Origin of the sequence: Leclercia adecarboxylata, from assembly GCF_006874705.1 — a bacterium.
Lineage (GTDB): Bacteria > Pseudomonadota > Gammaproteobacteria > Enterobacterales > Enterobacteriaceae > Enterobacter > Enterobacter adecarboxylatus_C.
The window spans coordinates 2,676,250-2,698,087 of the sequence record NZ_CP035382.1; the positions used below are offsets into that span (position 1 = coordinate 2,676,250).

Sequence of the window (21,838 nt, forward strand, 5' to 3'; positions counted from 1 at the left end):
GATGTTTGTTCCATCTATAGGTGACATATCTGGTTGTTCAAAATCGTGGTCAGTCCCACCTTCTGAGCGCCAGAATCCATTCGATAACGCACGGTACAGGTGCTTTCTTTGCCTGCGCCCCATACCACGCGCAGCGTTCCACTCTTTTCGATACCTCTGACATAGGCCTGGCCAGCCTGTCCGACTGTGCCAATTTCTTCTCCTTTTTGATTAAAAACGTCAGCCCCGAGGGGAATAAACCCCAGGTCATCACGCTGTAACTCCAGCACCGCCGAACGTCCCTGGTTGGTGGCAAAATCAACCATCACGACGGCGCCGCTGCGCGGAATTGCCACCGTGCTGTTGTTTTTCACTTCAACGTCAGCCGTCAGCGTGCTGGTGTCGAGAGTGATGCGGTTCTCTTTGTACGCCGAGAGATACGGCAGCACGGCATAGCCAGACGTTCCAATCTCAGCGTTGCCGTTGGTCAACCTCGCGCCCGTCGCGCCACTGGCTTTCACCAGCGCCAGCGCGTCGGCCTCTCCCGGGCTGCCCGGCGTTAAGGTCAGGCCCCCGGCGTGGAGCAGCATGCCGCCGCTGTAGGTGGCGGAGTACTGCTGGCTGCGATCGCTGCTGGTTGATGCGGAGATGCCAAGCGGGCCCCAGGCGCTGTTGTAGCTGCCGTAGGTACTGATCTGGCTCAGGTTGCTGTCCGGGCTCTGGTTAGCAGTGGTGGTGACGCTATAGCTCAGACGGTTGTCAGCAGAGCTGCCGTTGGCGGTCATATTGAGACCATTGCTGCCTTTGAAGTCGGAATTCATCCCGATATTCAGGCTGGAAAAGCCCCCCGGGCGATGATGACTGCCCGGCAGCGAATCAAACGGCAGGCTGACGCTCAGGTAGAGGCTGTCGTCCTGCCTGCCGGTGTCGTCATAGGTGCGCTGCAGCGAAACGGTGTAACTGCCGTAGCGAAACGTATTGCTGTAGCCCATCGAATAGCTGGAGGTCGTGCCGCTGGCGTTCCAGTAGCTTTGCCAGCTGCCGTTGACGTACAGCGAACCGAGATCGGTGGTCCGGGTTTTCAGGGGTTGGTTAATGTTGACCTGGAGCTGGTTCTTCATGCGTTGCAGGGCGTGGATGTCTTCGCGCTCGTCCCGATAGGTCATTCGTTCATGCAGTTCGGCGGCATCGTACAGGCTCAGATATTTTTCACTGGCATACCGGCTGGCGGAGAGGTTAAGGGAGGTCTGGGTTTCACTTACCGTTTTGTTATACGACAGACGATACCGTTCCCCCTCCATGGCGGGCAGGTCAGCGATCTGCGCCCGGGACCGGGTGATATCCAGAGCATACGCCCCCATGCGGGTATTCATTGCCAGCCCGGCGAGGAGGGCATAAAAGCCTACGTCCAGATACTGCGCCCCGGTGTAACCGGTGAAGGTATTGTTGAGCCCGTAATAGATATCGCCATAGGCCAGCTGCGGCTTGTCATGCAGGGTATCGTCCTTCAACTGCCCTGCGCCGGTATCCCAGCGGGCAAATCCCGGGCGCAACATCTGCGCCACCGACGAATAGGGCACCGAAAAGGCGTGCTGGCTGCCGTCCGCCTCGGTGATGGTGACGTTCAGATCGTTACCGTACCCGGTGGTGTTGAGATCGTTAATCTCGAAGGCACCGGGCGGTACCGTGGTCTGGTAGATGGTATTCCCGCTTTGCGTTACCGTGACTTTGGCGTTGCTGTTGGCTACGCCGCGGATCGTCGGGGCATAGCTGGATAAGCCGTTGGGCAGCATCCGGTCATCGTTGTAGAGACGCACCCCTCGCAGGGAGACGGAATCAAAAGCATCGCCCCGGGTATAAGAGTCCCCCACCAGCATCTGGGCTTTCAGGGGGATGATATCCCGCTGCAGGTAGATATCCTGCTGGACATAGCGCGAGCCGGTTTCCCTGTCCCAGTTGGCATTGCCGCGGGAACGGAACCGCCATGCGCCGAGGTTAAAGCCGTAGCGGAGCCCCGCGTAGGCCGTATCCTGCGTTGACTGTGGATTCTGGCTGTGCCAGGCGTTGAGATCGTATGCCAGCAGGCCGACGGGAATACCTGCATCCCAGCGCGAAGCGTCAACGTAGCCCGGCGGGCGCCTGACCAGGTCGACCTGCGCAATCGTAAGATCAAGGGACTGGGTCGCCGTATCGAACGCCACCGAGGAGCCGGGATACGCTTTCGCCATATCCACACACCTGCCATCGTCTGTCAGCTGCGCGGTCTGTAGATCCAGCTGTTTCAGCAGCGGCAAGGTCAGGCAGGGGCTGGCCTGCGGGGTGCCGTTATCGTTAAACACCACGGCGGTGGTCATTTTCGCCACGCCGTTGACGCGGATTGCGGTGCGATACTCTCCGGGCATCACCGGGTTGCCCCGGGAATAGCGGCTTACGTCGATTTTGCTGCCGGTATTAAACAGAAACTGCTCGTTAAATTCGACATCATCCCGGGCCTGCGCGCTGACGGAGATCGCCGTACAAATCGATAAGCAGATAAAGGAGAAACGCCTGTTCATATCAAGGATGTCCGTATCCTGAGGTGGGGATAAGCAGGAATTAATTCACGGCTGACTGATGTTCTTCCGTGCCGCCGAAATCATTAATCGCCACCCATTTCACCGTGCCGGAAGTGGCCGTCGTCGCGCCGCCGATCTTCATCTCTTCGCGGGAGAAGGGTTTGATGGAGTGGCTCTCCACCGCCAGGTTTTTGCCTGCTGCGGCGAAGCTGGCGCTGGCCAGCGAGATATTCCACGGCGTGTTATTGCTGGCGACCAGATACTGACCCTTCGCTTCGCGCTTCATCTGCCAGCTCAGCTGCTTGAGGGCGTCAGCAGGGGAGCCCGCCAGCCCGTCGGGGCGGAAGAAGAGCTTGATGCGCGTGCGGAAAGCCAGCTGTAAGCGGCTCCGATCGCCGTCATTTTTCGCTTTCGGCGGGACTTCGAGGACGTTAAACCACAGCAGGGATTCCCGGTCTTTTGGCATGGTCTGGCCGAGCCAGGTAATGCGGATGGCCTGCCCCTGCTGTGGATCCACGCGACTGACCGGTGGGGTAATAATAAACGGCAACTTAATTTGCTGGGGATCGACCGTATCGCGGCCATCATCAAGCCAGGACTGCACCAGCAGCGGCTTATCGCCCCGGTTTTGCAGATTGACGGTGACGTCTTTCGCCACCTGCGGGTAAATAATCCGGGTGCCGGAAATCACAATATCCGCGCTGGCCTGCCAGGAGGTGCAGGCGGCGATAGCTAACGTCAGGGCGCATACGCTTTTGCTGAACGGGGAAATAAACAGTGGCATGAGGGCTCCCGGCGGTAATCAACGGCATTGCATTAAGAGAGGTGTGTGAATGGGGAAAATAGTAAGGCAGCCGCGAGGGAGAGAAGAGGAATAACGCGAGTAAAAAAAGAGGGAAAAAAAGTGGAATTGCCTGATGTTCAGGCAATTCCGGGCGTTAGCATCAGGCGACCTGAACCGGAATCGCCTTCGCGGTACGTTTCATGTCGTTGTCACCTTCAAAGTAGGCGACTTTAGGCTGCCAGCGGCGCGCTTCTTCATCGGACATCATGACAAAGCTGGCGATGATGACGATATCACCCACGTTGGCACAGTGCGCTGCCGCACCGTTGACGGAGATAATTTTAGAACCGCGTTCAGCCGCGATAGCATAGGTTGAGAAACGATTGCCGTTACTCACGTTCCAGATATCAATGGCTTCGTTTTCAAGAATACCCGCTGCGTCGAGAAAATCCTGATCGATCGCGCAGGAGCCTTCATAATGCAGATCGGCCTGCGTGACCTTCACACGGTGAAGCTTACCTTGCAGCATTTTGCGAATCATGACGTTACCTTAACTCTTTGTCGTATCCCCTCCCGAAGAAGGGGCTGAAGAAAACTAATCCGTTAGCATGGATATGCTCAGTACTTACTGAGCCAGTTCAACTACTGTGTTATCGATAAGTCGCGCCTGGCCGAGCCATGCGGCGACCAGGATCACTGCCCGCTTGCTGTCAGTGGAGAGCGCCAGCAGGGTGTCGGCATCGCGGATCTGCACATCGTCAGCACGCAATCCCTTATCGTTCAACGCCTGTTCCGCCAGGGCCACGATCTCTTCGCTGCTCAGTTCTTTGTTTTTCAGCTGGGTCGCCATGGTGCTCATCACCTTATACAGACCCGGGGCGATTTTACGCTGGTCGGCGGTGAGGTAGCCGTTGCGCGAGCTCAGCGCCAGGCCGTCTTTGGCCCGCACGATCGGCACGCCAACGATATCGATGTCGTAGCCCATGTCGGCCACCATTTTGCGGATCAGCGCCAGCTGCTGGAAGTCTTTCTCACCGAAGCAGGCGATATCCGGCTGCACCAGGTTAAACAGCTTGCTGACGATGGTGGAGACGCCGCGGAAATGACCCGGACGGCTGGCCCCTTCCAGCATGGTGGAGATGCCCGGCACGTCGACAAAGGTCGTCTCTTCCGTGCCTTTCGGATAGACATCATTCGGGGCAGGGGAGAAGACGAAATCCACCTGGTGCTTTTTCAGCTTCTCGCAGTCTTCCTGCAGCGTACGCGGGTAGCGCGCCAGGTCGTCAGCACGGTCGAACTGCATCGGGTTAACGAAAATACTCACCACCACCACATCGGCGCGGGCTTTGGCTTCGTCCACCAGCTTCATATGGCCCTCATGCAGGTTGCCCATGGTGGGCACCAGCGCGATACGTTTACCTTCCTGGCGCAAGCGGCGGATGTGCTGGCGCAGCAGCGGCAGGGTTTCAATGATTAGCACAACAAGACTCCTTACTGGAAACTGTGTTCTTCACCCGGGTAAACACCCGATTCAACGTCGGCAATATACTGCCTGACCGCGCCGCGCATGTCGCCTGCGTCGCTAAGGAAATTCTTCGCAAATTTCGGGATATGCCCACCGGTGATCCCAAACGCATCGTGCATCACCAGGATCTGGCCGTCGGTGACGTTACCGGCCCCAATGCCGATCACCGGAATGGAGAGGGCCTCGGTGATACGTTTCGCCAGCGCGACAGGCACACACTCCAGCACCAGCAGCTGCGCGCCCGCGGCTTCTAAAGCCCGCGCATCATCAAACAGCGTCTGGGCGGCGTCACCGCGCCCCTGCACCTTATAACCGCCAAAGATATTGACCGACTGCGGGGTTAATCCCAGATGGCCGCAGACCGGCACCGCGCGCTCGGTGAGCATGCGTACGGTGTCGACCAGCCAGGCGCCGCCTTCCACTTTGACCATGTTGGCCCCGGCCCGCATCACCGTGGCGGCATTCTCAAACGCCTGTTCCGGCGTGGCGTAAGCCATAAACGGCAGATCGGCGAGCAGCAGGCAGGCAGGCGCGCCGCGCCGCACCGCCCGGGTGTGGTAAGCAATATCCTCTACCGTCACCGGCAGAGTGGAGTCATGTCCCTGGACCGTCATCCCTAACGAGTCGCCCACCAGCATGACGTTAATACCCTCTTCGGCAAAGAGTTTGGCGAAGCTGTAGTCATAGGCCGTAATAGTGGCGAAGCGCTGCTTGTCCTGTTTGCATTTCTGCAAGGTGGCGATGGTGGTTGGTTTCATACTGTTTCCTGATAGCCCAAAGCGAATCTTTGCGCATTCTAACAGTAACATTCGAGGGAACAATGATTTTAGGCAACCGATTAACCACAAATATTTTGTGGTTAATCAATAAAATTTTGCTGTTACCAGCGGGCAGGTTTTTCGGCGTTAAGCTGCGCCAGCAGGGCGCTCAGGCTTTTGCCATCGGGGAAGATCAGGTCAGGGGCAATTTCGAACAGCGGCCAGAGCATAAAGCCGCGGCGCTTCATGTCGTAATGCGGCACCGTCAGGCGCTCGGTGTTAATCACCGCATCACCAAACAGCATGATGTCCAGGTCGAGGGTGCGCGGTCCCCAGCGCTCTTCTTTGCGCACGCGACCCTGCTGCAACTCGATGCGCTGAGTGTTGTCCAGCAGCGCCTCGGCGTTGAGCGCCGTGTCGAGCGCGATAGCAGCATTCAGGTAGTCGGGTTGATCCTGGGGGCCCAGCGGAGGCGTGCGGTAAAACGAGGAGAGGGCGACAACGCGGGCCTGCGGGATGTCGCCCAGCGCCTGGACGGCAGCATTGACCTGCTCCAGCGGAGAAGCCAGGTTGCTGCCGATGGCGATATACGCCAGCGTCATGCCGCGCCTTCGCGACGCGGGGCGCGCTTGCGTGGACGACGGTGACGACGACGCGGTGCCGGCTCTTCGTCCAGATCGCCCAGCATGTCTTTCTGCGCCGGCGGTGCAGAAACCTGGAACTCACCCCACCACTGCACCAGAAGCTGCAGCTCGCGGTTGTTTTCCGCTTCGGCACGCAGGGCCATCAGATCGTAAGCCGCACGGAATTTTGGATGCTCCATTAACTTCCAGGCGCGTTTACCCTGACGACGGGACATCCGCAGCTGAAGCTGCCAGATATCACGCACCAGCGTGGTAATGCGTTTCGGGATCGCCAGCGAGCGGCAGGCTTCATCCAGCACGTCATTGGCGGCTAAGGCGAAGGCATCGTAATAGGCAAGGCCGCTTTCCTGGGCAATCTTCTGCGCCGTTTCCAGCAGCGGATACCAGAACATCGCGGCAAACAGGAACGCCGGGTTAACGCGCATATCGTTCTGAATGCGGTTATCGGTATTCTTCAGCACCTGATCGATGATGCGTTCCATCGCGCTGTCACCTTTTTCGGTGAAGTTACGCGTGATGGTCGGGAACAGGGGCTGGAACAGGCTGTATTCACGCAGCAGCTGATAGGTAGCAAAACCGTGGCCCGCCTGCAGCAGCTTCAGCGCCTCTTCAAACAGACGCGCCGGCGGCACATCGTTGATCAGCGTCGCCAGGCGCGGGATCGGCTCGGCGGTCTCGGGACTGATCTGCATATCCAGCTTGGCGGCAAAGCGCACGGCGCGCAGCATACGCACCGGATCTTCACGGTAGCGCGTTTCCGGGTTGCCGATCAGGCGGATCACACCGGCTTTAAGGTCCGGTACCCCACCCACGAAATCGCGGACGGTAAAGTCAGCCACGCTGTAATAGAGGCTGTTAATGGTGAAATCGCGACGTTGGGCATCTTCTTCGATAGAGCCAAAGATGTTGTCACGCAGCAGCATGCCGTTCTGACCCTGTTGAGAGGTCGTACGGTCTGATGGCGTGCCTTCGTGATGACCACGGAAGGTTGCCACTTCGATGATCTCAGGCCCAAACATGACGTGGGCGAGACGGAAGCGACGACCGACCAGGCGGCAGTTGCGGAATAATTTACGCACCTGCTCAGGCGTGGCGCTGGTGGTCACGTCAAAATCTTTTGGCTTTTTGCCCAACAGTAAGTCACGCACCCCGCCACCAACGAGATACGCCTCATAGCCGGCTTTATTCAGGCGATAAAGGACCTTCAGGGCGTTTTCACTGATATCTTTGCGGGAAATAGCATGCTGCTCGCGCGGAATAACCGACATCGTATTTTGAACAATGACGTCATCCGCCATGCTCTCATCGCGGCTCAGCACCTTACGGCAAAAATTAGCGACTCGGGTAAAAATAATACACCTCGGTAGTGTGTGTTTCAGAATTCAGGACAAAAAATAGCGGCTAATCATAGCTCAGCGAGACGCATTTGAGAATGCTGGATTTTCGGCACGCGGTTTAGCGACCACTGGGCCACCGCTTTTTCCAGTAATTCTTCGGTTCGCAGATCCTGCCACTCATGTGTTACATCCTGGTTTAGAAATTGTAAAGCATTGATAAGAACAGGGCGAGGATCGCCTGTCGGTAATGCCGGGGCATGATTCTGTTTCGAGAGTTTTATCCCTTTTTCATTCACCACCAGCGGCAAATGGATATAGTCCGGTACCGGCCAGCCAAACAGCTGGTAGAGCGAAATCTGCCGCACGGTAGGTTCGATCAGATCGGCCCCGCGGACAATTTCGTTTACCCCCTGGAAATGATCGTCCACCACGACCGCCAGATTGTAAGCAAACAGCCCGTCCCGGCGATGGATAATAAAATCCTCGTCCGCCAGCCGTGGATCGGCATGGAGTTCGCCTTGCAACCGATCGGTAAACCGGGTGACCGGATGCTGTTGCACCACGCGTACCGCAGCGTTTTCCGGGCCGTGATGCAGCGTGCGGCAATGGCCGTCATAGACCCCGCCGACGCTCTGAATGCGCGCGCGGGTGCAGGTGCAGTAGTAAGAGAGTCCCTGGGCGTGGAGCCAGGCCAGACGTTCGCGATAGGCATCGTGACGTTGGGACTGCCACAGCACCTCGCCGTCCCAGTGCAGGCCGTAATGTTCCAGCTGACGCAGAATGGTCGCTGCTGCACCGGGAACTTCACGCGGGGGGTCAATATCTTCGATACGCACGCGCCAGATACCCTGACGGGCACGGGCTTGCAGATAGCTGCCAAGGGCGGCAATGAGCGAGCCAAAATGCAGTTCGCCAGAGGGGGATGGCGCGAAGCGCCCAATGTAGTCAACAGGCATAATTACACAGCGCAGAAAGTAATCAGGCGGGAGAAGACTCCCGCCTGTGATAGCGTTACGACAGGGTCGGGATTAACCGGCCATCTGTTTTTCGCGGATTTCTGCCAGCGTTTTGCAGTCGATGCACAGGTCGGCTGTTGGACGGGCTTCCAGACGACGAATACCGATTTCGACACCGCAGGATTCGCAGAAGCCGAAATCTTCGTCTTCGACTTTTTTCAGCGTCTTCTCAATCTTCTTAATCAGTTTGCGTTCGCGGTCACGGTTACGCAGTTCAAGGCTGAACTCTTCTTCCTGGGCGGCACGGTCTACCGGATCCGGGAAGTTAGCAGCTTCGTCCTGCATATGAGTAACGGTGCGATCGACTTCATCCCTGAGTTGATTACGCCATGCTTCAAGAATTCGCTTGAAGTGCGACAGCTGGGCTTCGTTCATATACTCTTCGCCCGGCTTCTCTTGATACGGCTCCACCCCAGCGATGGCGAGAATACTCAGGGACGATGTTTTACGGTTTTGCCCTTCTTGCATGTTGCTTCTCCTTAACACGCACTATCGATCCCCGTGTTGGGGGAAAAATCAGGCCGCTATAAATAGCAGATGCTTTTCCGGATGGCAATTATCTAAACGTAACACTTGACAAGCCTGTGAGGAAAAGCGTATTTGCGCACACGACCAGAACACTTAATAAACAACACTCAACCCCTTTTATAACGTGACGGGAAGAGCGGATCTCAGAGTCATATTATCGGCAGAAAGTTCCGCTTTATAAGCCAAAACCTCCACCCCCTGCTTTTGTGCCTCATTCAACAGTTGCGCGTACTTAGGGTCAATATGGCGGGCGGGTGAAAATCGTCCAATTGCGCTGTGCAATACCGCAAATAACAGCACGGCGCGCTTGCCTGCCGCCGCCACACTTATCAACTCCCGAAGATGCTTCTGCCCTCGCAGCGTGACCGCATCCGGAAAGTAGCCGTAATCCCTGTCAGCTAACGTCACTGATTTCACTTCAATATAGCACTCGGGTCGATCCTCTGCCTGCAACATAAAGTCGATTCTGCTGTTTTCCGCACCATATTTCACTTCACTTTTTAAGGCGTTGTAGCCGCGCAGTTCTGGAATTAAATCCAGACTAATCGCCTCTTTGACCAACTGGTTTGCCCGCAGCGTATTAACGCAAATATATTCTCCGTCGGCAGTCTGGGTTATTTCCCAGGTATGGGGGTATTTACGTTTGGTATTTTCGGAGGTGGAGTACCACACCGTATCGCCGGGCGTGGCGCAGCCGGTCATCGCCCCGGTATTCGGGCAGTGCAGGGTCAGGGCAACGCCCTCCGGCGTTACCACGTCGGCCAGAAAACGCTTGTAGCGTTGCACGAGCGTGGCGGGTTGCAGGGCAGGGATAAACTGCATACAGATTCCTTGTTATTCGGTAAGCCGCCAGCGCTGGAGCGGCGTATAGCGCGTGCGCCCGCCGGCAAAACGGCTCTCGTAAAGCACAAATTCATTCACCGGAAACGCCCACTGAAAACCCGGCGGCGGAATGGCCACCGCGTGGCTGGCATCGCGCAGCAGGGTGATATGCGGATGAAACGGCTGTGGGCTCTGGTAACAGCCGCTACGCGCCGCCTGGGCCCGCAGCATGTTAGCCAGCTGCAATAATCCCCGGGGCGGCTGGCGGGTGCCGAGCCAGACGACCCGCGAGCGCAGCCACTGTCCGGCATCGTCCAGCGTCAGGGTAAACCCCGGCTGGCAGATGCGTCCGGCCATCGCCGCCAGCGCCTGACGTTTCTCATCGCTGACATCGCCTAAAAACGCCAGCGTCAGGTGCAGGTTGGCCCCGGCCACCGGGCGGCCCGCTTCCGGGGCAAAATGGTCGGCGCGCCAGCGCACGATCTGGCGCTGGATCGGGGCAGGCATTTCAATGGCAAAAAACAGCCTTTTCGACTCAGACATACGGGGTACTCGGTAATGAATTGTGGCGATGCTACAATGTACGCCGTCTAAAGTTAACCCTCTGGAGCCTTTCGTGTCCCTGTTGCCGGTCGCCGCTGTCCTTCCTGAACTTCTCCTCGCGTTACAACACGCCCCCCAGGTTCTGCTTACTGCGCCTACCGGTGCCGGGAAATCGACGTGGCTACCGCTGCAGATCCTGGCGCAGGGAGGGATTAACGGCAAAATTATTCTGCTCGAACCACGACGGATCGCTGCCCGCAACGTGGCGCAGCGGCTGGCGGATCTGCTGGGGGAAAAGCCGGGAGAAACGGTCGGCTACCGGATGCGCGCCGAAACCTGCGTGGGAGCGAATACCCGACTGGAGGTGGTCACCGAGGGGATCCTCACCCGGATGCTGCAGCAGGATCCCGAGCTGACCGGCGTGGGGCTGGTGATCCTCGATGAGTTTCACGAGCGCAGCCTGCAGGCGGATCTGGCTCTGGCGCTGCTGCTGGATGTCCAGCAGGGGCTGCGCGAGGATCTCAGGCTGCTGATCATGTCCGCGACCCTGGATAATGACCGGCTCCAGCGTCTGCTGCCGGAGGCCCCTGCGATCGTCTCTGAGGGTCGCACCTTTCCGGTTGAGCGGCGCTATCAGTCGCTCTCCACCCAGCAGCGTTTCGACGAAGCGGTGGCGGTCGCTACCGCCGAACTGCTGCGCCAGGAGTCCGGCTCGCTGCTGCTGTTTTTGCCGGGCGTGATCGAGATCCAGCGCGTGCAGGAGCAGCTGGCCCGTCGCGTGGCCGACGATGTGGTGCTCTGCCCATTGTATGGCGCGCTGTCGCTGACCGAGCAGCGTAAGGCGATCCTGCCTGCCCCGGCAGGGAAGCGCAAAGTGGTGCTGGCGACCAACATCGCCGAAACCAGCCTGACCATCGAAGGCATCCGGCTGGTGGTGGATTCGGCCCAGGAGCGGGTGGCGAGTTTCGATCCGCGCACCGGCCTGACCCGCCTGCTCACCCAGCGCGTCAGCCAGGCCTCGATGACCCAGCGGGCCGGACGAGCCGGCCGTCTGGAGCCGGGTATCTGCCTGCACCTGACGCCCTTTGAGCAGGCCGAGCGCGCGGCGACGCAGGGCACGCCGGAAATTTTGCAAAGCGATCTCAGCGGCCTGCTGATGGAGCTACTGCAGTGGGGCTGCCGGGATCCCGCCCAGCTGAACTGGCTGGATCTGCCGCCTGCGACTAACCTTGCTGCGGCCCGCCGTCTGTTAACTCAGCTTGGGGCGCTGGCGGGGGAACAACTCACCGCCTTTGGTCAGAAGATGGCGAAGCTCGGCAACGATCCGCGGCTGGCGGCGATGCTGGCCAGCGCCGTGGGCGAAGACGAAATTGCGACGGCGGCAAAACTGGCGGCTATCCTTGAACAGCCCCCGCGAGGCGGCAGCTGCGATCTGGCCCAGGCCTTCTCCCGCAATCAGCCGGAGTGGCAGCAGCGCGCCCGACTGTTAAGTTCGCGGCTCAACAGCCGGGGTGGAGCCCCGGACAGCGACCGCGTACCCGCGCTGCTGGCAAAGGCGTTTCCCGATCGGATTGCCCGCCGCCGCGGGCTTGACGGGCGCTATCAGCTGGCGAACGGTATGGGGGCGATGCTGCAGAGCGACGACGCCATGACCCGCCACCAGTGGTTGATTGCGCCGCTGCTGTTGCAGGGCAGCCAGTCGCCGGATGCCCGCATTTTGTTGGGCTTAGCCGTGGACATTGATGCCCTGATCGCCGCCGCCCCAGGCCTGGTGGAACAATCTGACACCGTCGAATGGGATGATGCTCAGGGCACGCTGAAGGCCTTTCGCCGGGCACAGATTGGTCGCCTGACGGTGAACGTCAAACCGCTGGCGAAACCCTCGGAAGAGGAGTTGCACCAGGCGATGCTCAACGGCATTCGCGATAAAGGGCTCAGCGTGCTGAACTGGACGCCTGAGGCGGAGCAGTACCGGATCCGCCTGCACTGCGCAGCACAATGGCTGCCGGAATTTGACTGGCCGGCGGTGGATGAAGCGTCGCTGCTGGCAAATCTGGAAAACTGGTTACTGCCGCAAATGAGTGGCGTACACTCCCTGCGCGCGTTGAAGGCGCTGGATGTTAAGGCGGCGTTACAGAACTTAACCGACTGGTCGTTACGCCAACGTCTGGATACCGAGCTCCCGGGGCATTACACTGTGCCCACCGGCAGCCGGATAGCCATTCGTTATCATGAGGATAATCCTCCGGCGCTGGCGGTGCGGATGCAGGAGATGTTTGGCGAGGCGACCACGCCTGCCATTGCCCAGGGCCGCGTGCCGCTGGTGCTGGAGCTGCTGTCGCCGGCCCAGCGTCCGCTGCAGATCACCCGCGATCTGGGTGCCTTCTGGGCCGGAAGCTACCGCGAGGTGCAAAAGGAGATGAAGGGGCGCTATCCCAAACATGTCTGGCCGGACGATCCGGCGAATACCGCGCCAACCCGGCGCACGAAGAAGTATTCGTAGCCGTTGTAGGTCGGGTAAGCGCAGCGCCACCCGGCAAAAGCCCTCGTTGAGAGGGTAACTTTGAGAGATTTCTTCTTCCTCCATCAGGGGGAAGAACTGAGAATCGGGCCCTTGCGCCTGATAGTTGCGGAGAGAGAGCATGGCGGGGAATGACCGCGAGCCAATTGGACGTAAAGGAAAGCCTACACGTCCGGCGAAAGAAAAGGCAGGCCGTCGTCGCCTCAGAGATGAGGAGTATGACGACGTTGATAATGAGTATGAGGATGAAGCGTCCGTGCCACGTAAAGGAAAAGGCAAAAAAGGTAAACCTCGTGGCAAGCGCGGCTGGTTCTGGCTGCTGCTGAAGCTGTTTATTGTTTTCGTCGTTTTACTGGCGATCTACGGCGTCTATCTGGATCAGAAGATCCGTAGCCGTATCGACGGAAAAGTCTGGCAGCTGCCTGCGGCAGTGTATGGCCGGATGGTCAACCTCGAGCCGGAAATGACCATCAGCAAGAACGAGATGGTCAAACTGCTGGAGGCCACCCAGTACCGCCAGGTGACGAAGATGACGCGTCCCGGCGAGTTTACGGTGCAGGCGAAAAGCATCGAGATGATCCGCCGTCCGTTTGACTTCCCGGACAGCAAAGAGGGGCAGGTGCGCGCGCGTCTGACCTTCGACGGCGATCATATCGACACCATCGAGAACATGGATAACAACCGCCAGTTCGGTTTCTTCCGTCTCGATCCGCGCCTGATCACCATGCTCTCCTCGCCAAACGGCGAGCAGCGTCTGTTTGTGGCGCGTAACGGCTTCCCGGATCTGCTGGTGGATACCCTGCTGGCGACCGAAGACCGTCACTTCTACGAGCATGATGGCGTCAGCCTGTACTCCATCGGTCGTGCGGTGCTGGCGAACCTGACCGCCGGACGGACGGTGCAGGGGGCAAGTACCCTGACCCAGCAGCTGGTGAAGAACCTGTTCCTCTCCAGCGAACGCTCTTACTGGCGTAAGGCCAACGAAGCGTACATGGCGGTATTGATGGACGCCCGCTACAGCAAAGATCGCATTCTTGAGCTGTATATGAACGAGGTCTACCTCGGTCAGAGCGGCGACAATGAAATCCGCGGCTTCCCGCTGGCGAGCCTCTACTACTTTGGCCGTCCGGTGGAAGAGCTGAGTCTCGACCAGCAGGCGCTGCTGGTGGGCATGGTGAAAGGGGCGTCGATCTACAACCCGTGGCGTAACCCGAAGCTGGCCCTGGAGCGTCGTAATCTGGTGCTGCGTCTGCTGCAACAGCAGCAGGTGATCGACCAGGAGCTGTACGACATGCTCAGCGCGCGTCCGTTAGGCGTGCAGCCGCGCGGCGGCGTGATCTCCCCGCAACCTGCCTTTATGCAGATGGTGCGTCAGGAGTTGCAGACCAAACTGGGCGACAAGGTTAAAGATCTCTCTGGCGTGAAGATCTTCACCACCTTTGACTCCGTGGCGCAGGACGCCGCAGAGAAAGCGGCGGTGGAAGGCATTCCGGCCCTGAAAAAGCAGCGTAAGCTGAGCGATCTGGAAACTGCGATGGTGGTGGTCGATCGTACCACCGGCGAAGTACGGGCGATGGTCGGCGGGGCAGAGCCGCAGTTTGCGGGCTATAACCGCGCCATGCAGGCACGCCGTTCGATCGGTTCTCTGGCAAAACCGGCGACCTATCTCACCGCCCTGAGCCAGCCGAACCAGTATCGACTGAACACCTGGATCGCCGATGCCCCGATTGCCCTGCGCCAGCCGAATGGCCAGGTGTGGTCGCCGCAGAACGACGACAAACAGTACAGCGGCCAGGTGATGCTGGTGGACGCCCTGACGCGTTCCATGAACGTGCCAACGGTCAACCTCGGGATGGCGCTGGGTCTGCCGGCGGTCACCGATACCTGGCTGAAGCTGGGCGTGCCGAAAGATCAGCTGCATCCGGTGCCGGCCATGCTGTTAGGTGCCCTGAACCTGACGCCAATTGAAGTGGCGCAGGCGTTCCAGACCATCGCCAGCGGCGGTAACCGTGCGCCGCTCTCTGCGCTGCGTTCGGTGATTGCCGAAGATGGCACCCCGCTGTACCAGAGCTTCCCGCAGGCGGAGCGTGCCGTTCCGGCGCAGGCAGCTTACATGACGCTGTGGACCATGCAGCAGGTGGTGCAGCGCGGAACCGGTCGTCAGCTTGGCGCGAAGTATCCGGGGCTGCATCTGGCGGGTAAAACCGGGACCACCAACAATAACGTTGATACCTGGTTTGCAGGCATCGACGGACGTGAAGTGGTGATCACCTGGGTAGGCCGCGACAACAACCAGCCGACGAAACTGTACGGCGCCAGCGGGGCGATGTCGATTTACCAGCGCTATCTGGCGAACCAGTCGCCGGTTCCATTAACCCTGACGCCACCGGAAGATATCGTGGATATGGGCGTGGATGAGTCGGGTACCTTCGTGTGTGGCGGCGGGATGCGTAGCGTTCCGGTCTGGACCACCAACCCGGACTCCCTGTGCCAGGCGCCAGCGCCGCAGCCGACGGGTAACCCGTTTGAGCAGTCTTCTCCTCAGCAGCAGCCGCAGCAACAGCAGCAACAGCCGCAGCAGCAGAATGAGAAGAAGGACAGTGACGGCGTCGCGGGCTGGATCAAGGATATGTTCGGCGGTAACTAATCAAAATCCCCTCTCCTGCGGGAGGGGGGATTTTCACCTCAATTAAACATCCCTCCAACAGTAAAACCTCCGTTTATTAACCCTGCATTTTCCGTTGTTTAATTCTTATACCCTCAATTCCTGTAGGGCCGCATATCACTTGCTATGCCGTCTGCGTTTCGCATAATATGCTGCGGTCATAATAATAATTCTCGTTTACGTTATCATTCACTCTTTCAAAGAGACATACCAATGGCGCTTTCAAAAACTGCTCAGCCAATGCAATCTTCGCTGCGTAAAATCGCAGTCGTTGTAGCCACAGCGGTTAGCGGCATGTCTGCTTATGCCCAGGCTGCTGACACCCCTAAAAAAGAAGAAACCATCACCGTAACCGCAGCGCCTGCTCCGCAGGAGAGCGCCTGGGGTCCTGCACCAACGATTGCGGCAAAACGTACCGCAACGGCGACCAAAACCGATACGCCTATTGAAAAGACGCCGCAGTCTATTTCAGTGGTAACCCGTGAAGAGATGGATATGAAGCAGCCGGGCACAGTCAAGCAAGCCCTGGCCTATACGCCAAGCGTCTTTGCTACGCGCGGTGCCTCCACGACATATGATGTGGTCTCTATTCGTGGGTTTACGACTTCCAGTACTGTGAATACTAACCAGTACCTGGATGGCATGAAGCTGCAGGGTGATAACTATTCTGAAGCGTCCATGGATCCGTATTTCCTTGAACGCGTTGAACTGCTGCGTGGCCCTACATCCGTTCTGTACGGCAAAAGCCACCCAGGCGGCGTAGTGAGCATGGTCAGCAAGCGCCCAACCACCGAACCGCTGAAAGAAATTCAGTTCAAAATGGGTACCGATAACCTGTGGCAAACCGGGTTTGATTTCAGCGATGCGATCGACGATGACGGCGTATGGTCATACCGCCTGACCGGGCTGGGCCGCAGTGAGAATGCGCAACAGGAGATGGTCAAATCTACCCGCTACGCTATTGCGCCTGCTTTCAGCTGGCGTCCTGACGACAAAACCGATTTCACGTTCCTGAGTAACTTCCAGAGCGATCCGGATGCAGGCTACTATGGCTGGCTTCCGCGGGAAGGTACCGTTGTGCCTTACTATGATGCCAACGGAAACGCGCACAAGCTGCCGACCGATTTCAATGAAGGGGATGAGGACAACAAAATCTCCCGTCGCCAGAAGATGGTGGGCTACAGCTTCTCGCATCAATTTGACGATACCTTTACCGTGCGTCAAAACCTGCGTTATACCCAAATTAATACCCTTTACCGTTCTGTTTACGGCAATGGCTATATCGCCCCGGCACAAATAAGCCGCGCCTATGTGCGCTCTGATGAAGATCTTAACTCGTTCACGGTGGATACGCAGCTGCAATCTAAGTTCGCGACCGGTGCCGTTGATCATACCCTGTTAACGGGTGTCGATTACCTGCGCATGCGTAACGATATTGATGCTGACTATGGCACTGCTGACCCTATCAGCATGACCAATCCGCAACACGACAATGCGAATATCAACGTGAACTTCCCGTATGCCGTTCTCAATCGTCAGGAACAAACGGGCCTGTACGCACAAGATCAGGCGGAATGGGATAAATGGGTTCTGACCCTCGGCGGACGTTATGATTTCGCTAAAACGTCAACGCTGACACGTTCCTCGAACACTACGGCTGAAATCAACGACCAGGCATTCACCTGGCGCGGTGGAATCAACTACCTGTTCGATAACGGCATTACTCCGTACTTCAGCTACAGCGAATCCTTCGAGCCTATCTCCGGTGGAACTCAGGGCGGTAAACCCTTCGATCCGGCCCGCGGCAAGCAGTATGAAGCGGGCGTGAAATACGTACCAAAAGATCTACCAGTTGTTGTGACTGCTGCTGTGTACCAGCTGACCAAAAACAACAACCTGACTGCCGATCCGGCGAACCCGACTAGTGGCTTTAGCGTGCAGGGCGGTGAAATCCGCTCACGTGGTATCGAACTGGAAGCCAAAGCAGCCATAACGGCCAATGTTGATGTGACGGCGTCCTACAGCTACACCGATGCAGAATACACACACGATACTTGGTATGAAGGACGTCGTCCGGCGGAGGTGCCACGTAACATGGCTTCTCTGTGGGCCGATTACACCTTCCACGAGACGGCGCTGAGCGGTCTGACTGTCGGTGCAGGAACCCGCTACATCGGTAACACCGTCTCCTACTATTCAGCCGGATCGCCAAAGGCTTACCAGTCGTTTAATGTGGCGGGCTATGCGCTGGCGGATGCGACCGTGAAATACGATTTGGCGCGCTTCGGACTGCCGGGTTCATCAGTCGGCATTAACGTGAACAACATCTTTGACCGTGAATACGTCTCGAGCTGCTACAGCGAGTATGCATGCTATTGGGGTGCAGAACGCCAGGTTGTTGCGACCGCGACCTTCCGCTTCTAACCTTTAAACTTGGGCACGATTTTCGTGCCCTTTTCTTTACTTAAGTTGGCTAACATGCAGGAAAACAACCCGCAATCCGATACCACTTTTGCGCTTGATGGCGTCTCCTTTCGCGTTCCCGGACGCACGCTGCTGCATCCGCTTTCGCTGACCTTTCCCGCAGGCCAGGTGACAGGCCTGATCGGCCATAACGGCTCCGGCAAATCCACCTTACTGAAAATGCTTGGCCGCCATCAGTCGCCGTCCGAGGGGGATATTCTGCTCGACGGACAGCCGCTGGAGAGCTGGAACAGCAAAGCCTTTGCCCGCAAGGTGGCCTATCTGCCGCAGCAGCTGCCGCAGGCGGAGGGCATGACCGTCCGCGAACTGGTGGCGATAGGGCGTTATCCCTGGCATGGTGCATTGGGCCGCTTCGGCGTAGCCGATCGCGAGAAAGTGGAAGAGGCTATTGCGCTGGTGGGTTTAAAGCCGCTGGCTCATCGTCTGGTGGATAGCCTGTCCGGCGGCGAGCGCCAGCGGGCGTGGATCGCCATGCTGGTGGCGCAGGACAGCCGTTGTTTACTGCTGGATGAGCCGACCTCGGCGCTGGACATTGCCCATCAGGTGGACGTGCTGGCGCTGGTGCATCGCTTAAGCCAGCAGCGCGGCCTCACGGTGATTGCGGTGCTGCATGATATCAACATGGCGGCGCGCTACTGCGACTATCTGGTGGCGCTGCGCGGTGGCGAGATGATCGCCCAGGGCACGCCAGCCGAGCTGATGCGCAGTGAAACGCTGGAACATATTTACGGAATTCCAATGGGTATTCTGCCGCATCCTGCCGGAGCGGCACCGGTGAGCTTTGTCTATTGATGCCTGAGTTAACACACATTAGCCGTCGTCGACTGTTGACGGCGATGGCCCTTTCGCCGCTGCTGTGGAAAATGGGCACGGCGCATGCCGCCGCCGTTGATCCCCATCGGATTGTGGCCCTCGAGTGGCTGCCGGTCGAGCTGCTGCTGGCGCTCGGCGTTACCCCCTACGGCGTGGCCGACATTCCTAACTACACCCTGTGGGTAAACGAGCCTCGCCTGCCGGAATCGGTGATCGACATTGGCCTGCGTACCGAGCCGAACCTCGAACTGCTCACCCAGATGAAACCTTCTTATCTGGTCTGGTCGGCCGGGTACGGTCCGTCGGAAGAAAAGCTGGCGCGGATTGCGCCGGGGCGCGGGTTCGCCTTTAGCGACGGCAAAAAACCGCTGACCAACGCCCGCAAATCCTTAAGCGAGATGGCGCAGCTGCTGAATATGGAAGCGGCAGCCCGCGAGCATCTGGATCATTTCGACAGCGTGATTGACAGCTACAAACCCCGTTTTGCAAGCCGCGGCGATCGCCCGCTGCTGATGGTCACCCTGCTCGATGCCCGCCATATGCTGGTGTTTGGCAATAACTGTCTGTTCCAGGAAGTGCTCGATCGCTATGGGATTAAAAACGCCTGGGAAGGGGAGATGACCTTCTGGGGCAGCACCGCCGTCGGTATCGACCGTCTGGCCATGTTCCGCGATGTGGACGTGCTGTGCTTCGATCACGGCAACGAGCGCGAGATGCAGGCCTTGATGGCGACGCCGCTGTGGCAGGCGATGCCCTTTGTCCGCCAGCAGCGCGTGAAGCGCGTCCCGGCGGTGTGGTTCTACGGCGCGACCCTGTCGGCCATGCACTTTGCCCGCGTGCTGGATAGCGCATTGGGAGGCCAGGCATGAGGTCACGGATAGCCTTTTTCCCGGCGCTGCTCATGGCACTGCTGCTGATCGTTGCGCTGGGCTTAACCTGGTGGAACCTGAACATTGCGCTGCCGCGCAGCCAGTGGGGCAGCGCGCTGGTCGCCCCGGATATCGATAATATTCAACAGATGCTGTTCCACTACAGCCTGCTGCCGCGGCTGGCGATCTCGCTGCTGGTGGGTGCCGGGCTGGGTCTGGTGGGTGTGCTCTTCCAGCAGGTGCTGCGTAACCCGCTGGCGGAACCGACCACCCTGGGGGTGGCAACCGGGGCGCAGCTGGGGATGACCATCATCACCCTGTGGGCGCTGCCGGGGGCACTGGCACCGCAGTTTGCCGCGCTGGTGGGCGCCTGCGTGGTGGGGGCGATTGTCTTTGGCGTGGCCTGGGGTAAACGCCTCTCGCCGGTCACGCTGATTCTGGCAGGCCTGGTGGTCAGCCTCTACTGCGGGGCGGTTAATCAGCTTTTAGTGATTTTCCATCACGACCAGCTGCAGAGCATGTTCCTCTGGAGCACCGGGACGCTGACGCAGACCGACTGGAGCATCGTTCAGCGCCTGTGGCCGCAGCTGCTCGGCGGCGTATTGCTGACCCTGCTGCTGCTGCGCCCGCTGACCCTGATGGGGCTTGACGATGGCGTGGCGCGCAACCTCGGTCTGGCGCTGTCGCTGGCCCGTCTGGCGGCGCTGACGCTGGCGATTGTCATCAGCGCCCTGCTGGTAAATGCGGTGGGCATCATCGGGTTTATCGGCCTGTTCGCGCCGCTGCTGGCAAAAATGCTCGGCGCGCGGCGCTTGCTCTCCCGCCTGATCCTCGCCCCGCTGATTGGTGCGCTGATCCTCTGGCTCTCCGATCAGGTGATCCTTTGGCTGACGCGCGTATGGATGGAAGTCTCTACCGGTTCCGTGACCGCGCTGATCGGTGCGCCGCTGCTGCTGTGGCTGCTGCCGCGCCTGCGCAGCATGAGTGCCCCGGCGATGAATGCTGGAGATAAAGTACAGGCGGAGCGTCACCACGTGCTGTGGTTTGCCCTGGCGGGCGGCGCGGTACTGCTGCTGGTGGTGATTGCGGCGCTGGCGTTTGGCCGGGATGCAGAGGGCTGGCACTGGGCGAGCGGGGCGATGCTTGATGAGCTGCTACCGTGGCGCGCGCCGCGTATTTTCGCCGCGCTGATTGCCGGGGTGATGCTGGCGGTCGCCGGGTGCATTATCCAGCGTCTGACCGGCAACCCGATGGCGAGCCCGGAAGTGCTGGGGATCAGCTCCGGGGCGGCGTTCGGCGTGGTGCTGATGCTCTTTTTCGTGCCGGGTAATGCCTTCGGCTGGCTGATGCCCGCAGGCAGTATCGGTGCGGCGGTCACGCTGCTGATCATTATGATTGCCGCCGGACGAGGTGGCTTCTCGCCGCACCGGATGTTGCTGGCGGGGATGGCGCTGAGCACCGCCTTCACCATGCTGCTGATGATGCTGCAGGCCAGCGGCGATCCGCGTATGGCGCAGATCCTGACCTGGATTGCCGGATCAACCTATAACGCCACCACCGAACAGGTGGTGAGCACCGGGCTGGCGATGATTGTCCTGCTGGCGCTGGTGCCGCTGTGCCGTCGCTGGCTGACGGTGCTGCCGCTGGGGGGTGATACTGCCCGTTCGGTGGGAATGGCGCTGAGCGCCTCGCGCATCGGCCTGCTGCTGCTGGCGGCATCGCTGACGGCCACCGCCACCCTGACGATTGGTCCGCTGAGCTTTATTGGTCTGATGGCACCGCATATCGCGCGGATGATGGGGTTCCGCCGGACGATGCCGCACATTGTGATGTCGGCGCTAACGGGGGGGATCCTGCTGGTGTTCGCCGACTGGTGCGGCCGGATGGTGCTGTTCCCGTATCAGATCCCGGCGGGGCTGCTTTCCACCTTTATCGGTGCGCCGTACTTTATCTATCTGCTGCGGAAACAGAGCCGGTAAAAAAATGCCGGGTGGC

Annotated in this window: 17 protein-coding genes; 6 read left to right on the forward strand and 11 right to left on the reverse strand. The window is 59.0% G+C overall.

All coding sequences use genetic code 11. The annotated features are described in order from the left end of the window. Positions 1-14: 14 nt before the first annotated feature. The 11 genes from ES815_RS13700 to thpR all read right to left on the reverse strand — a co-directional run bounded on the left by ES815_RS13700 (position 15) and on the right by thpR (position 10,491). Positions 15-2,534, reverse strand: coding sequence for an outer membrane usher protein (locus ES815_RS13700; protein ID WP_142488272.1), 2,520 nt, complete (start codon positions 2,532-2,534; stop codon positions 15-17). A 40-nt stretch (positions 2,535-2,574) separates the two neighbouring features. After that, positions 2,575-3,318 carry a fimbrial chaperone gene (locus ES815_RS13705; protein ID WP_260609622.1) on the reverse strand — a complete coding sequence of 248 codons (744 nt, stop codon included), beginning with the start codon at positions 3,316-3,318 and terminating at the stop codon, positions 2,575-2,577. 160 nt (positions 3,319-3,478) lie between these two features. Further along, on the reverse strand, positions 3,479-3,859 hold the full coding sequence (panD, locus tag ES815_RS13710) for an aspartate 1-decarboxylase (protein WP_032616579.1): 381 nt from the start codon (positions 3,857-3,859) through the stop codon (positions 3,479-3,481). A gap of 84 nt (positions 3,860-3,943) precedes the next feature. After that, entirely contained in the window at positions 3,944-4,798 is an 855-nt protein-coding gene (gene panC / locus ES815_RS13715) for a pantoate--beta-alanine ligase (protein WP_142488273.1), read from the reverse strand. A gap of 11 nt (positions 4,799-4,809) precedes the next feature. After that, positions 4,810-5,601, reverse strand: a complete 792-nt coding sequence (gene panB / locus ES815_RS13720) for a 3-methyl-2-oxobutanoate hydroxymethyltransferase (RefSeq protein WP_142488274.1) — start codon at positions 5,599-5,601, stop codon at positions 4,810-4,812. A 122-nt stretch (positions 5,602-5,723) separates the two neighbouring features. Then, positions 5,724-6,203 carry a 2-amino-4-hydroxy-6-hydroxymethyldihydropteridine diphosphokinase gene (folK, locus tag ES815_RS13725; protein WP_142488275.1) on the reverse strand — a complete coding sequence of 160 codons (480 nt, stop codon included), beginning with the start codon at positions 6,201-6,203 and terminating at the stop codon, positions 5,724-5,726. Continuing rightward, entirely contained in the window at positions 6,200-7,597 is a 1,398-nt protein-coding gene (gene pcnB, locus ES815_RS13730; protein WP_221888537.1) for a polynucleotide adenylyltransferase PcnB, read from the reverse strand. Before pcnB ends, folK begins: the two co-directional genes overlap by 4 nt. 53 nt (positions 7,598-7,650) lie before the next feature. Continuing rightward, positions 7,651-8,541: a tRNA glutamyl-Q(34) synthetase GluQRS gene (gluQRS, locus tag ES815_RS13735; RefSeq protein ID WP_409518834.1), complete on the reverse strand. Its 891-nt coding sequence runs from the start codon at positions 8,539-8,541 to the stop codon at positions 7,651-7,653. A 69-nt stretch (positions 8,542-8,610) separates the two neighbouring features. Further along, a complete protein-coding gene (gene dksA, locus ES815_RS13740; protein ID WP_012016093.1) occupies positions 8,611-9,066 on the reverse strand; it encodes an RNA polymerase-binding protein DksA in 456 nt (151 codons plus the stop codon). A 177-nt stretch (positions 9,067-9,243) separates the two neighbouring features. Beyond that, a complete protein-coding gene (gene sfsA, locus ES815_RS13745) occupies positions 9,244-9,948 on the reverse strand; it encodes a DNA/RNA nuclease SfsA (RefSeq protein ID WP_142488278.1) in 705 nt (234 codons plus the stop codon). A 12-nt stretch (positions 9,949-9,960) separates the two neighbouring features. Beyond that, positions 9,961-10,491, reverse strand: coding sequence for an RNA 2',3'-cyclic phosphodiesterase (thpR, locus tag ES815_RS13750; RefSeq protein WP_142488279.1), 531 nt, complete (start codon positions 10,489-10,491; stop codon positions 9,961-9,963). 73 nt (positions 10,492-10,564) lie between these two features. On the opposite strand from thpR, the gene hrpB reads away from it, so the two are divergent. The 6 genes from hrpB to fhuB all read left to right on the forward strand — a co-directional run bounded on the left by hrpB (position 10,565) and on the right by fhuB (position 21,822). Further along, positions 10,565-12,994: an ATP-dependent helicase HrpB gene (hrpB, locus tag ES815_RS13755; RefSeq protein ID WP_142488280.1), complete on the forward strand. Its 2,430-nt coding sequence runs from the start codon at positions 10,565-10,567 to the stop codon at positions 12,992-12,994. A 139-nt stretch (positions 12,995-13,133) separates the two neighbouring features. Beyond that, positions 13,134-15,659: a bifunctional glycosyl transferase/transpeptidase gene (gene mrcB, locus ES815_RS13760; RefSeq protein WP_142488281.1), complete on the forward strand. Its 2,526-nt coding sequence runs from the start codon at positions 13,134-13,136 to the stop codon at positions 15,657-15,659. A 231-nt stretch (positions 15,660-15,890) separates the two neighbouring features. Then, positions 15,891-18,101: a ferrichrome porin FhuA gene (gene fhuA / locus ES815_RS13765; protein WP_142488282.1), complete on the forward strand. Its 2,211-nt coding sequence runs from the start codon at positions 15,891-15,893 to the stop codon at positions 18,099-18,101. A 54-nt stretch (positions 18,102-18,155) separates the two neighbouring features. Beyond that, positions 18,156-18,953: a Fe3+-hydroxamate ABC transporter ATP-binding protein FhuC gene (gene fhuC / locus ES815_RS13770; protein WP_142488283.1), complete on the forward strand. Its 798-nt coding sequence runs from the start codon at positions 18,156-18,158 to the stop codon at positions 18,951-18,953. Further along, positions 18,953-19,843, forward strand: coding sequence for a Fe(3+)-hydroxamate ABC transporter substrate-binding protein FhuD (gene fhuD / locus ES815_RS13775; protein WP_142488284.1), 891 nt, complete (start codon positions 18,953-18,955; stop codon positions 19,841-19,843). The genes fhuC and fhuD overlap by 1 nt, the downstream gene beginning before the upstream one ends. Further along, complete coding sequence (fhuB, locus tag ES815_RS13780) at positions 19,840-21,822, forward strand: Fe(3+)-hydroxamate ABC transporter permease FhuB (protein WP_142488285.1); 1,983 nt, start codon at positions 19,840-19,842, stop codon at positions 21,820-21,822. The genes fhuD and fhuB overlap by 4 nt, the downstream gene beginning before the upstream one ends. Positions 21,823-21,838 lie beyond the last annotated feature (16 nt).